The organism is uncultured Eubacterium sp., assembly GCF_934295145.1.
Classification (GTDB): Bacteria; Bacillota; Clostridia; order Lachnospirales; family Lachnospiraceae; genus Eubacterium_I.
Map to the genome: position 1 here is coordinate 1 of NZ_CAKRAS010000065.1, position 14,524 is coordinate 14,524.

At 45.3% G+C, this 14,524-nt stretch carries 8 protein-coding genes; 1 reads left to right on the forward strand and 7 read right to left on the reverse strand.

The genetic code is table 11. From position 1 onward, the window contains the following. The 4 genes from Q0I54_RS11410 to Q0I54_RS11425 form a co-directional block, all read right to left on the reverse strand. Nucleotides 1–1,721: pyruvate formate lyase family protein (locus tag Q0I54_RS11410; RefSeq protein ID WP_296118773.1), on the reverse strand; the 1,721-nt coding region annotated here is incomplete at its 3' end. A 505-nt stretch (nucleotides 1,722–2,226) separates the two neighbouring features. Further along, the gene (locus tag Q0I54_RS11415) at nucleotides 2,227–3,684 is read right to left on the reverse strand and encodes an FAD-dependent oxidoreductase (RefSeq protein WP_296118774.1); all 1,458 of its coding nucleotides are present in this window, start codon (nucleotides 3,682–3,684) and stop codon (nucleotides 2,227–2,229) included. Nucleotides 3,685–3,783: 99 nt separating this feature from the next. After that, nucleotides 3,784–5,001 (reverse strand): NADH-ubiquinone oxidoreductase-F iron-sulfur binding region domain-containing protein, encoded by a 1,218-nt coding sequence (locus Q0I54_RS11420; protein WP_296118775.1) that lies wholly within the window; start codon nucleotides 4,999–5,001, stop codon nucleotides 3,784–3,786. A gap of 5 nt (nucleotides 5,002–5,006) precedes the next feature. Beyond that, nucleotides 5,007–7,121 carry an FAD-dependent oxidoreductase gene (locus Q0I54_RS11425; RefSeq protein WP_296118776.1) on the reverse strand — a complete coding sequence of 705 codons (2,115 nt, stop codon included), beginning with the start codon at nucleotides 7,119–7,121 and terminating at the stop codon, nucleotides 5,007–5,009. A gap of 290 nt (nucleotides 7,122–7,411) precedes the next feature. Here Q0I54_RS11425 and Q0I54_RS11430 point away from each other — a divergent pair, with 290 nt between their 5' ends. Next, nucleotides 7,412–8,953 carry a CdaR family transcriptional regulator gene (locus Q0I54_RS11430; RefSeq protein ID WP_296118777.1) on the forward strand — a complete coding sequence of 514 codons (1,542 nt, stop codon included), beginning with the start codon at nucleotides 7,412–7,414 and terminating at the stop codon, nucleotides 8,951–8,953. A gap of 190 nt (nucleotides 8,954–9,143) precedes the next feature. Here Q0I54_RS11430 and Q0I54_RS11435 read toward each other — a convergent pair whose 3' ends face one another. The 3 genes from Q0I54_RS11435 to Q0I54_RS11445 all read right to left on the reverse strand — a co-directional run bounded on the left by Q0I54_RS11435 (nucleotide 9,144) and on the right by Q0I54_RS11445 (nucleotide 13,826). Continuing rightward, on the reverse strand, nucleotides 9,144–10,424 hold the full coding sequence (locus Q0I54_RS11435) for a sn-glycerol-1-phosphate dehydrogenase (RefSeq protein WP_294784673.1): 1,281 nt from the start codon (nucleotides 10,422–10,424) through the stop codon (nucleotides 9,144–9,146). Between the two features lie 326 nt (nucleotides 10,425–10,750). Beyond that, complete coding sequence (locus Q0I54_RS11440; RefSeq protein WP_296118778.1) at nucleotides 10,751–12,649, reverse strand: ATP-binding protein; 1,899 nt, start codon at nucleotides 12,647–12,649, stop codon at nucleotides 10,751–10,753. 1 nt (nucleotide 12,650) lies between these two features. Further along, entirely contained in the window at nucleotides 12,651–13,826 is a 1,176-nt protein-coding gene (locus tag Q0I54_RS11445) for a DNA repair exonuclease (protein WP_296118780.1), read from the reverse strand. Between the last annotated feature and the right edge of the window lie 698 nt (nucleotides 13,827–14,524).

A 14,524-nucleotide genomic window follows, 5' to 3' on the forward strand; every position in this document is an offset into this window, starting at 1 on the left:
AACCATACAGCGATCTCGTCTGCTCTCTCATCATCGTTTCCGTATTTTGGGAAGTCTCCGGTTGTCTCGAAGTCAACAACGATTCCGCTCTCGTCACGGATTGCTTTTACTTTTGCATATTTGATTGCGCTTAAGGAGTCTACGACATGTGAGAATCCTGCGATACCTGTTGCGAAGGTACGGCGTACATCAGTATCGATCAGCGCCATCTCAGCTGCTTCATAATAATATTTATCATGCATGTAATGGATCATGTTCAGGGTACCTACATAGAGGTGAGCCAGCCAGTCCATCATAACATCATATTTCTTCATTACCTCGTCATAATCAAGGTACTCGGATGTGATCGGTGCATATTCCGGTGCAACCTGATCATGAGTTCTCTCATCCACACCACCGTTGATCGCATAAAGTAAGCACTTTGCAAGGTTGGCACGTGCACCAAAGAACTGGATCTCTTTTCCTGTCTCTGTAGCGGATACACAGCAGCAGATGGAGTAATCATCGCCCCATACCGGACGCATTACATCGTCGTTCTCGTACTGGATGGAACTTGTCTCAACGGAAATATGAGCTGCATATTTCTTGAAGTTCTCCGGTAAATGAGAAGAATATAATACGGTAAGGTTTGGCTCCGGAGCTGGTCCCATATTCTCAAGTGTATGCAGGAAACGATAGTCTGTCTTTGTAACCTGATGACGGCCGTCCATGCCGATACCTGCTACTTCCAGTGTTGCCCAAACCGGATCCCCGGAGAACAGCTGGTTGTAAGACTCGATTCTTGCAAATTTTACCATACGGAATTTCATTGTCATATGGTCGATGAGTTCCTGCGCTTCTTCCTCTGTCAGAATGCCGTTTTTCAGATCTCTCTCGATATAAATATCAAGGAACGTAGACACACGACCAACACTCATAGCTGCACCATTCTGTGTTTTAACAGCTGCAAGATATCCGAAGTATACCCACTGAACTGCCTCTTTCGCATTTTTAGCCGGCTCGGAAATATCGTAGCCGTAGATAGCAGCCATCTCTTTCATGCCTTTTAATGCACGGATCTGATCTGCGATCTCTTCTCTTAACTGGAAGTCCCCACGACGCATACCCTGACGGTTTGTTGCATCGAAATCTTTTTTCTTGAACTCGATCAGCTGATCGATACCGTACAAAGCTACTCGACGGTAATCACCAACAATACGGCCACGTCCATAAGTATCCGGAAGACCTGTTAAAATTTTGTTGTGTCTTGCAACTTTCATTTCCGGTGTATAAATATCAAATACTGCCTGATTGTGAGTTTTGTGGTATTTTGTAAAAATCTCATGAATTTTTTCGCTTGGCTCATATCCGTACATTCTGCAGGATTCCTCAGCCATTTTAATTCCACCGTACGGCATAAATGCACGTTTCAGCGGTTTATCTGTCTGCAGACCAACAACCTGCTCCAGATCTTTTAATTCTTCATCAATGTATCCCGGACCATAAGCTGTCAGGGAAGTAACAATTTCTGTCTCCATGTCCAAAACGCCGTTTTTCGCACGCTCTGCTTTCTGTAACTCCTGCAGTTTGCCCCACAGACGGTTTGTCGCATCTGTCGGTTCTGCCAGAAACTCCTCATCTCCATCATACTGTGTATAGTTGTTCTGGATAAAGTCACGGACATTTACTTCTTCTTTCCACAAACGTCCTTCAAATCCATTCCACTGTTCAAATTCCTTCATGATCGTCCTCACTTTCTGGTTAGTAACTATTAATCATTTCCACGGCCATAGAATAGCAGACTTGTATGCAGAATACAATACCTTTTTTGTTAATTTTTTATCATTTTCATGTCTTGTTTCAAGAAAAAAACAGCCCGAATCTACTTTAGAAAGTAAATTCAGGCTGAATTCCCTATATTTTCCTATCCCTATGTCAATTTTATCCAGTTTTTCTTCTGCTGTTCTTGTTATTTTTTTATCAATAGCACAATTTATGTGTCAAGTACACTTATTTTGGTGCTGACAGTTTCGAAACTGATGATGAAATCATGTAACGCAAGACGGTAGATTAATTTTCGTCGGATTTTCTGCATCTAGCCCGTCCCCGTGAGTGTGTCTGAGCTTGCTGTTTTTTGCAAGCGAGTTCGCGGAAGGGGACGGAGATAAGCGATGCAGGAAATACAGAAAATTATTCGTGTCTGCGTACATGATTTCATCACAGCTCGAAACGTCCGTCTTTCAAAATTTAGAAATTCTCGTCGATATAATCAGCGATTGCCTCACCTGCCATACGTCCGGAGTTAATAGCAAATCCCATGGTGTTTCCGCACAGTGTAAAGTTATAACTATCACCATAGATGGTATTTGCATCAGATCCCGCACTGTAAAGTCCCGGGATTGGTTTCAGATTTGCATCCATAACTTCGCCGTATTTGTTGATTCTGACACCGCCGACTGTTCCATAAGCAGCAATGTAGTATTTACCTACCAGATAGCCGCCCTTTCCTGTGATCGGATGCAGATACTCATGTTTTTTGTGGAACTGAGAATCATATCCCTCATCACACATATCATTGTAGTCATCCAGAGTCTCCTCAAGTTTGTCAGCATCGATACCAAGTTTCTCAGCCAGCTCTTCGATGGAATCTGCTCGGATGAATCCGTCATAGCCTTCTTCCTCCGCACGATCAAACTCAGCATCAACTGCCAGGAATGCATCTTCCGGATGAACGATGTCAAAGATATCCGGACCGTTTTTCTTGTAGTTTTTCAGGATTTTAGCATCCATGATGCAGTATCCGTAATTTCCCGGCTGAAGTGCCAGCGCATTTCCTGTGTAAGTTGTGTTACCCATCATGCCCTCGTTCATGAAACGGTCACCGTTCTGGTTAATCAGAAGGTTTGGCTGACGAAGAACTGCATCTAACAGGAACCAGTTCATATTATCTTTTAACTGATAGATCATCTCGATGTTTGCACCAAATTTCTGTGCGCCTGCATTCCACATCATGTTCAGACCATCACCAGTTGTACCCGGAACGTTGAATGGGAAGTAGTTCTCCCAAAGGTCATAACCAAAGTTCTCTTTGATCATCTCTTTGTTTGTACCGAATCCACCGGTTGCAACAACAACTGCTTTACCGCGTGCTTCAATCTCTTCGCCATCTTTGTCAACTGCTTTTACACCAACACATTTGCCGTCTTCCATGATCAGACCGGTAGCCGGTGTCTCAAGGTAGATCTCTGCGCCAAGCTCTTTTGCTTTCTCTGTCATGGCACGAACCATCGGTCCTGCTGCACGAGGTCCGATCACACCATTCTCAGGTTTTACAATATGCCATGTTGCCTCAGACTCTCTGAAGTAACGGAATGCACCTGCAAACTCAACGCCCATGTCTTCCAGCCACTCGATGGTGTCTGCGGATTTGTTGAAGTATGTCTGAACCAGGTCGCTGTCTACACGGTAATGTGTATACTCCATGTGTTTGTTCAGAGCTTCGTCTACTGTGATGTCACAGAATGCTTTTTTCTGGTATTTTGTACCGATTCCAAGCGGTCCCATACCCATGTTTGCTGCTCCACCTGTTGTGTTGGATTTTTCAAATACGATTGCTTTCAGGTCATTCTCACCTGCTGTGATTGCTGCTGCAAGACCTGCAGGACCTGCTGCTACTACAATTACATCTGCTTCCATTGTTTTCATAATGAAATACCTCCATAAAGTTGTGTTATTGTTAATTCCTTAAAAGGAAAAGTTTCTCTTTGTCCGATGACAGCCTGAACACTGTCTGTATAAAACATTTTAATGACGTTTTTTAAATTTACCGCATTTTGTCAGACGGGTCGGCAGCTTCGGCAGACGACCGTTTGTCTGAATGATTGCATCATTCTCACATGCAGAAATACATTTTCCACATTTAGTACACTCGAATTCGTCGATCATGTGAATGTATCCATCCTTGCCCTCAATGGCATCCACCGGACAGACATCCGCACATTCCTCACAGCCCTCGCAAAGATCCGGATCAATGTAAATGCTCATAAATGCGGAACATACATTGTTTGCACATTTTTTCTTCTTGATATGATCTTCGTACTCATTTGCAAAATATTTCAGGGAACCCATCGCAAAATCGGATGCGGTCTGTCCCATGGTACACGGAGTGGAGAATGTCATGGCCTCTCCGATTTCTTCCATCATATCAGTAAACTCTTTTTTGCCCTGTCCTTCGGTAATTTCTTTTACCATGGTGTGAAGCTGGATCAGACCTTCACGGCAGAAAGTACATTTTCCACAGCTCTGCTTGCGCTCTGCCAAAAGTACTTCTTCTGTCTCGTGGATCATACAGCATTTGGAACCGTAAACAGTGATCACACCATTTCCGATCTGGGTATCTGCCTCAATCACCAGATCCATGGCAGATGCATCGTACAGTTTTGTGCCGATGGCGATGGCTTTCACGTCTGCATCTCCTACCAGATCAGCCACTTTTGTACCAAAAGATACTTTCTGAAGCTCACCCATTTTTCCATCTTTGCAGACCGCCATGTATGTACACGGTTCATAGCTGTCTGCGAAAATATCTGCCAGCGCAGCCATGGTCAAAATATGGTGGAATGCACCGCCGCGGCTTGCTCTGCGGTTGATGATGCCGGTCTGGATCTGGATGCCATACTCAGCAGCCTGTGCTTCCAGTTCTTTTGCATACGCAGCTTCTTTCTCTGGAATATACAGATACATTTCCTCTGCATTTACTGCCAGCGCTGCGATAGCCATACCTTCCATTACTTTTTTCGGGTCAGCTTTCAATACTTTCAGCAAAACCCCTGCGATATCCGCATTATTTAAACCTGCAACCACGCGAATCGGATTTGTCTGAAATTCACGTTCTGCATTTACCTGATTCCATTTTTCTGTCACAGCACTGCGCTCTACACCGAATTCCAGTAATCCGGAAGCCGCAGTTTTTGCCAGAATATCTTCAACACTCATGTTTTTTGCATTTTCTAAAGCACTCATCTGTCTTACGCCTCCTTCTGATTCGAATACTCGGTCCACAGTCTGGACGGATGGATCTGAAGTCTTAAGTCACACTGCAGGCAGCGGCTTGCCTCGCCGCAGATATCCGCGTCACAGATACCATGGTCTACTTCATTGAAGTTATCCTGTCTCTCTGCTGCCGGAGTCACCTGAGTCTTGGTACGTCCAAGGTAACCAAATCCTTCTACTTTACCGATCTTTGGATCTGCATGCTGCTCGGGAGCAAGTGTCTCGCTGATGTCTCCGTCGCCGCCCAGATATTTATCAATTTCAACCGCTGCATCACGGCCGGATGCAATGGCAAGGATTACGGATTTTGTTCCGTATACAACGTCGCCGGCTGCAAATACGCCTTCAGTCTCAGTTGCAAGAGAATTTTCTTTTACTACAATGCTGTTTGCTCTGCCTAAAGTCAGACCTGCTTCTTCTGTCAGATCCGGGCGCTGACCGGTTGCAAAAATAACCGTGTCTGCATCAATGTGATGCTCGCTGTCTTCCTCTTTCTCGATAATGGCTCTGCGGTTCTCATCGAAAGTGAAGGATTTTACGTTCATAAAGTCAACACCTGTAACAGCGTCACTTCCTGTGATACGCTCGAAAGTCTGTGCCGGATGTACGAAGATACCTTCTTCTTTTGCCTGCTCGATTTCTTCATCATCTGCAGTCATGGCTTCTCTTGCTTCCAGACATGCCAGATGGATTTCCTCTGCGCCCAGACGTTTTGCAGTTCTCGCACAATCAAAAGCTACGTTTCCACCGCCGAGAACGATGATGCGTTTGCCCATTCCTGTTTCCTGACCAAGACTTGCGTTACGCAGGAAATCAATATTTAACAGAACTCCTGGAAGCTCGCTGCCTTCCATCGGGAGACGGACCCCTTTGTGTGCACCGATGGTCATCAAGACTGCATCGTACTCTTTCAGTAACTCTACCGGTTTCTCAACTTTTGTATTTGTCTCGATAACTACGCCCTGATCTTCGATCACTTTTGCTTCCTGTGCAACGATCTCACGCGGAAGCCGGTAGGACGGGATTCCGTAGGACATCATACCACCAACCGTCGGAAGTGCTTCTTTTACGGTAACGGCGTGTCCCTGTTTTCTCAGGTAATATGCTGCGGTCAGACCTGCAGGGCCTCCACCTACGACGCATACTTTTTTGCCGGTATCCGTAAGCTGTTTTCCTTTGCCTTTCCAGTAACGGCCGGTGTCATGTTCTGCGGCATAACGTTTGATATCGCGGATGGACATTGCCTCGCTGACTTCTTTTCGTTTGCACTCCAACTCACATGCATGGCTGCAGACATGTCCCAATGCATTCGGGAACGGTACTTTCTCACGGATGACCGCTACGGCTGCATCATAATCGCCCTCTTTTACAAAACGGATGTAACGCGGGATGTCTGTATGAGCCGGACAGGCGGTACGGCACGGAACCAGCGCCTCTTCTTTTTTCAAGTTCGTTGTCAGAAGCTGTAATTTATCACGAATGGAACCAGTCGGACAGACTTCCGCACAGGCAGTACAGAAACGACAGTCTTCGTCTTTCAGTAATTTGCCATGTAAAGTTCCTACATATGTCTCAAGATCTTTTTTGTTATACTGTAATACTCCTACACCTCTTAAGTTGTTGCAGGCACGGACACAGCGTCCACACAATACACAACGGTTCATGTCGTGGATGAGCAGCGGATTGCCCTCTTCCATCTTGATACCTTTGATACGGGTACGCATACGTGCGTTATTTGCACCGATGTACTGAATCAATGTCTGAAGCTCACAGTTACCGTATTTCGGACATGTGGAACAATCTTCCGGATGTCCTGCAAGCAACAGTTCCAGTGCCAGAGTACGGAGTTTATTGATCCGCTCACTTGTAGTATGTACAATCATGCCATCCTGTGCACGCAGGGTACAGGATGTGGTTACGCCTTCCTGACCTTCTACTTCTACAATACACATGCGGCAGGAACCATTCTCCGGCAGATCCGGATGATGGCAGAGGTGCGGAATATAAATTCCGGCTTCCAGCGCACATTCCAATACATTTTTGTTCTCCGGCACTTCCAGACGTGTGCCGTCAATCGTAATGACTGCCATGTTTTTCTCCCTTCTGTTCTTTGTAAAGCGTTCATTCAACAGTTGTCGTTCTGATTTTCATTCTGTTCTAATCATAGTTTCCAGGAATGCTGCGGCACCCCTGCTGTTTTGATATATTTTGACGTGCACGGTACTATTATGGTACACTGTCACTATAATCACTGATAAAATTATAACATGCACACTATAAAAAAGCTTCAAACAGCTGTTGAAAATCATTCACCCTTTTGGCTTTATTTTCAACAAATGTCGAATGAAATATCTGTCACTTATGTTCAGGGGGATACTTTATGATCACGTTAAAAACATTGCTTGATCAGTTGCAGGAGACTTACTCCTGCCGGATTAAAAATGAATATGACATGGAGCGGTTTGTCAGCCGGATCGATATGCTCCGGCCGGATACGGTTCTGTGTGAGGATACGCTTTATCTGTGTTCGGATGATGTTCCGGGAAAGATTGCTGATAATAAGAATGAGCAGGCACCCATACTTCTAATGGATGCGAACCAAAACATAACTTCGAATGAAAGTTTTTTTGTTATTCCAGTAGAAAACATGCCAAAAATAACCGACGCTTTTCTGTTTCTGAATGACCGTCTGGCCTTTGAATTCCGCCTTCAGCAGGAGATTAACGACCTGTATCACTTACTTTACAGCGGCCGCGGACTGGATGACCTCATCCTTCGGGCGGAGTCCTTTCTGCATCGTCCCATGTCCGTGCTTGACGCAAGTTACAGCATGATCGCTGTTTCCCCGTTGATGCACAAGCTTCCTTTCGGTATGGAAAAAAGCGCGGAAGGTATTTTCTTAAGTTCCCAGGAAGTGGAAAGTCTGCGCCGCCTGCAAATTGAGCATCAGATTTACAAAAACAATCAGGCCTTTTTTATTCAGACCGAAGATCACCCGGATACAAACTGGATTTTCTGCGGTATCCGTATTCAGCATGTCATGACCGGCTACGTGGCACTTTGCCTGCCGGAGAAAGCCGAAGCCAGCGAACATGAGTTGCGGCTGATCACTGCCTTTTCCGACATCTGTGCAATTGAAATGCAAAAACATGAATTTTTTGTGCAGAAAACAGGACTGCAGTATGAGACATTTCTGACAGAGCTGTTAGAAGGACGTTTCAACGATGTAAATATCATTGAAGCCAGGTTAAAACTTTTAAACCGCCGCTTTGGCAAGTTTTTCTGTCTGGCCATTTTATACTGCCCGGAACCGCACAACAGTGATCTGTTCAACAAACGTCAGATGGCTTCCCTGCGGCAGGTTTATCCAAATGCCATGTCCGTAGTATACAAAAACAATATCATCCTGCTGATCAATCAGGATACACCCGTGCAGTTAAATGCCGCACTGACAGATCCGCTGGAACTTTTTGCAAAACGCAATCATCTGAAGGTCAGCCTGAGCCAGCCATTTGCGGATATTCTGAAAATCCGTATTTTTTACAATCAGGCGCTGCACACGCTGGAGCTTTCTAATCTGCAGAAGCCGGAACAGAATCTGTTTTACAGTACCGATGCGCTGCCGGAATATCTGTTTTCCAAGTGCGATTATCAGGGACTGGAAGTGGGGATTCATTATCATATTTTTCAGCTGCAGGACTATGATAAAACGTATCATACGGAGTTTGTGGAGACGCTTCGGGCGTATCTGGAGCATGATCGGAATGCGGCAAAAACGGCAGAGTTTCTGCATATCCACCGGAGCACATTCTTCTATCGGGTAAAAAAAATAGAAGAGCTGCTGGAAATTTCCATTTCTGACAGTCATCTTCTATTTCTCTACGAATTATCCTTCAAAATCTGGGATTACCTATGCCAGTGATAAAGGTGTATGAAAAATTCAAACCAAATAAAAATGTGAAACAGACACGAACAATTTTCTGCATACGCTGCGCCGCTTATCTCCTGCGACGAAAATTGCCCTACCGCCTTGTTTCACATTTTTTATTTTTAATCTACGTTGTAATCACCAGCATAATCATCCCACGGTGCCACTGACTCAGCTGGCAATGTTACCACTCCAACAGTTTGGAAAGCCGCAGTAACGTCAGACGATTTCTGACGTATGGGCTGCTCTGCAGCGTCAGTTCTACTTCTTTTTGACTAATTCCAAGGTTGGATATCTCATGTACGCAGCCTGCGTCATGCAGTTTTGCATACATGTCGTCTGCATCCGGGAGATCATCGATGAGATCTTCGATTTCCGGAAGCTGCTCTTCTAATTCTTCCAGATCGATATCTTCCAGTGGATTCGGCGTATTTTCTGTCAGAATTCCTTCCAACAGGCCTTTTTTTCCAAATGTATGTTCCAACAGACTCATTTCAAGTCCTTTGGCTGTTTCCGATTTTACAGTTACGTTTTTGTGTCGGATGGCATATCCGAGCTTTTTGTAATAATCCGTCACAAGCAACAGACCGAGCCCCACCTGCTCACCATGCAGTGCCTTGGTCTGCTCATTCAACACGTTTAAGTCCCACAAATGGGATATCATATGCTCTGCTCCGGATACCGGGCGCGGGCTCTCCACCATCTGCATGCACAGACCCGACAGGATCAGGGCATACATCAGTTTTTCAATTGCCTCTTTGTCTCCGAAACGGATATCATCCAGTACTCTGCTGACATCACGGAGTGATTTTTCCAGCAGATCACACACTTCCTCACAGATGTATTCTCCTGTGACCAGATGTGCGACTTTCCAATCCAGAATGGAAATATATTTTCCAAGAAAATCGGACACACCGGATGCGGTAAGTCTTGACGGTGCCGCGCCGAAAATATCAGTGTCTGCCAGAATCCAACGCGGAGCCACACCTGCAACGGTTTTCTTTAACCCATCCCAGTTCAGCGCTGCCACATTTGCTGCATATCCATCCACACTGGCTGCTGTCGGCACAGAAACAAACGGAATATCGTACTCAGTTGCTGCATAACGGGTAAGATCATGAATGGTTCCTCCTCCGATTGCAACCAGCACGTCCACAGAGACACTGCTTAAGCCTCTGTCGCAATAATCCAGCTGTTTCATCACTTTGTTCACACCACGGTTGTCTGCCTGAAGTCCTTCCGGATTCAGTTCAATGACCGGATAATCCTTAAATTCTTCCTCTAAAAACGGTTCCGCCGCCGTCCGCGTATTACTGTCACATATAAATACCGGATTCTGAAACTCTTCCAGAATATCTTCCAGTTGGCTCGCTGCTCCGGATTCGATGACGATCTTCTCGACATCAATATTATGTTCCTTTCCGCAGGCGCACGGCTCTCTTAACTGCCCAAGGTCTACGTCCATCTATCTATCTCCTTCACTTTTCTACACCAATCGTCCGTGCTTCGCATATTTCTATTTTGCCAAATAGTCCGGGCGAACTGTGGTTTTTCACAATTATCTCTTATTTTCTCATATCTTGCGTTAGAACACAACATAATTTTTTATTTTTTTCACCAGTTCACTCGTCACATATATTCAGATAACGCTCGTGCTTACACGAAAAGTTATCTGAATATATTGTGACGTAGGGAGCGCCTTCTTATGAGCAAAATTAATAGCGAGCTTTTGCGATGCTATGGAGAAGCATGTAAATGCGTTTTGCGAATGGCGCGGGTGAACTGGACTTTCTACAAATAAATTTCCTGAAATGGAATGCCCTCTTCCTGCAGCAATCGGATTTCTGTGTCCCGACAGCTAAAAAGAAAAATCTGGTTTTCCTGTTTTGCCAGCCACCGCAGCGTCTGGCGCAGTCTCATTTCATCATAACTTGCAAATGTCTCATCCAGCAAAAACGGCAACGGTTCTTCCTTTGTCAGCAGTTTTCCCGCTGCCATCCGATAAGAAAAATATGCCTGCTGCATGGTTCCCTGACTGTAAGCTTCCGGCGCACGTTTCTGCATCTGTTCAGATAAAACAATGCTCTTGGAATCCGTCATATGTATATGTCCATGGATGTCTCCGGTAACCTGCGCCAGAATTTCGGACATTTCTTTTTCTATTGTGCGTTCCAGTGTTTTTGACATTCCGGACGCAAGACGGGACATGGTTTCTGCTGCCAGTTCCAATGCTTCACAATCAGAGCGAACTTCCTGCTCTTCTCGGGTTTCCTGCTGCAGTTCCACTGTCTGTTCCGATAGATTTTCCAGTTCCACTTCTTTTTCCTGAATCTGATTCTGAATCTGATCCCCGGAACCTTCCTGACGGGCAGATTGAAGCTGAAGTGATTTTCGTTGATTTTTCAGTTCACGCAACTGGTTTTCAAGATTGTTTTTTTCGTCTTGAATTTGGCTCAACTGTTGCTCCAGAATAATCTTTTTTTGTTCCAGTTCCACAGACTGTGCTTTCCATTGTTCCAAATCGTTCTGTCCATGCTCATATTCACTGCTATTCCGTTCCTTATGATTATCATATGTAAGTTCATCGCCTTTTTTCTTCTTATTCTTGTTATATGCAGATATGAGTCCTGCCAGAATTAAAATGATACAGACCACATTCAAAATCGGTGCTATTCTCTGGAATCCATCAATGGACGCCCGTAAAATCGGTGCCAGGATCAAACCAGCTACGCCAATCAGCAACAACGGTGAAAATCCGGCACTTTCCCCCGTTTTCTGTCTATCCGCTGACTCTGATCGCTCCCATTCCAGCTGTTCTCGTCTTACACATTCTCTCTCTGATTGCTCCCTTGCTAACCCTCGTCTTGCACGCTCCTGCTCTAACTGCTCCCACGCGACCTGTTGCTGCATAACAGCCTTCTGAAACTTCTGTTCTTGCTGACTAACTGACTGATATCTTCCCAACAGCGCTTCCATCGCCTGCTGAGCCTGCATTACCTGCTCCTGCATCGTATCCTGCTGTGTACTCTGACGGCTCTTCTGTGCCTTCAGTTCTGATACATTTTGTTCCAGCACCTGTTGTTTTACTTCCAGCTGATGAATTTTGGACAACCGCTGTTGTTCCAGTTCTTTTCGCTTCTTCTCTTCATTTTTGCGTTTCTGATCCAGTTCCTGCAATGCTTCCGACAACTGAAATGCCCCGCTTCCGGTCTGTGCCAGATTGCTGCGCTCATCCTCCAGCAATACGCCAAGTTCACACCCCGGCAGAAGCTGCTCCTGTCCGATACAGCAGGTATTTTCATACGCCGCCGCACTGACATTGCCAAGCAGCATGTCTAGGTCACCATATTCCACTGAAAGCTCTTCTCCGTCCCGGACATTAACCAGACGCGCCCGCTGTTCCTTATGATAAAAATTTCGTTCCAGCAAAAACTCCTGATTTCCGGTCTCAAAAATCATAGAGCCGTAAAAATACGCCGGCGTGTCCCAGGGTTCATACTTATTATAGGTATCCAATGTTTTCCGCACCCTGGTCTTTTCCAGTCCAAACAGCATCGCTTTCAAAAACTGCATCAGTGTGCTTTTTCCCGACTCATTTTCTCCGTAGATCACATTGATCTGCGGTGAAAACTGATACTGCACATTTTCCAGTTTGCCAAATTTTCCAATTTTCGCCTCTTTGATAATCATCCTATGTCTCCTGTCCTTCTCCCATGGCATTCAACATTGCCTGCACACCGTAATACAGCGCCTTTTTTCCCTGTATCGGATCCGGATATTGCTCCATAACCTCAATGTATTTCTGTAATAAGGTTCCATCGTATTTCTGTTTTAACTGTTCAAACTGATAATCCGGTTCTGTCTCGTTCTTAACCCGAACCACACGGTTCATCTGACCGATTTCCTGCAACGGAAGTGAAATATCCGCATCCCGATACCCTCGTAATATAACATGAGAAATCTGATAGGATTCCCGCTGTTCCAGCTCCCGATGCACCTGTTCAGCCACAGCATGTGACGACATTTCCGGTGTCACATTCACTTCCTGACAAATATATTCACATTTTTTGATGGGATAAAAAGAAACATGAGTTCCACGCTCTGTCATTTCACCCATCCAGAAACCATGCGGGCCGAAATCATTGCAGTCCGTCGGTTCCAGTGCACCAGCCATCACTACTTTTCCGGGAATCAGCTGTGCTGCTTTGTGAATATGGCCAAAAGCAGCGTAATCAAATCCCGCCGCTGCGATCTCACCTGCCCGAAACGGATGATGTCTGTCATCACCTCCATGACCAAGCAGAATCTGAAAATTCTCCCGTCTCTGATTTGTCTGTTCCAAATCTGATAATCGTCCAACTGTTCCCTGCGCCAGCGACACATCATATTCTGCATCCCGGACATTTCGCACTGCCTTGTTTCGTATCATCTTCCGCAAAATATCGCTGCTATATACAGTTCTGGTATCTTCCTTGTCCAAGAAACTGCATCCCCATACCGTCGTATGAATCCGTTCCAGATGCACCACCGTCAGATCCCGTTCCAGTATAAAATGCACATTCTCCGGCCACGAAAATGTCCTGTAATAAGACTTTGCATACAAAAAATCATGATTTCCAGCAATCAACACAACTTCTGTATCCGGGATTTCTGCAAACCATGCCGCAATCTCCTTGAGTTCTCGTTTCAACGGCTGCCGGTGAAACAAATCCCCTGCAATCAAAAGCAAGTCCACCTGCTGCGTGCGCGCCTGATCGATCACTAGGCGAAAACTGTTCCAGATGTCACGGCTGCGTGTTTCACTCCAAGGCATTCCTACGTCCGGAGTGACGCCCAGGTGAACATCTGCGATATGTATAAATTTCATAAATATTTGTCTCCTTAAACGTCTGTAAAACCACACCAAATGTTTGTTCGCGTTAATCTTAACACAAACTGTATGTTCTATGCTATATAAAACCATTCCAAAAATTCTTGTTTAGGGTAATTTGGAACAGGATGTGACAAAAACTTCAATGCAGGCACGACGGATTTCCTATCTTCGCTGCGCCGCCTATCTTCGACCGCTTCCGCGAACTCACCAACAGCAAAAACAGCTGTTGGCTCAGACACACTCCCGCGGTCGAGCTATGCTCGCTCCGATAACGGAAATTCGTCTACCGCCTTGCCTTGGAGTTTATGCTCACATCCTGTTCTATTTACGCCGTGGCACCGCGTGACACGCATGCATATAATTCCTAGAACGAATAAATGCCGTGTTGCATGCGCAAGATTTACATATCGAAAGATGACTTGCATGTAAGCGCTTGGCTATGGACGCTACCCTTGACAGAAGAAAAAAAGAACTGCTACACTGTTGTCAGCGACGGAAAAATAAAACTGTTTTTGAGTTTCTCGCCGTCGGTAATCGACGTATAGCAGTTCTTTTGTATATTGTCAAGGGTGGCGTAAATAGCCAATTCTCTTCGTTTTTCTCATTTTTCTTAGCGTAAATCTGCGCATGCAACACAGTGCTTATTATTTCAAGGAATTATGTGCATGCGTGGTACGCGGTGCCACGGCGTA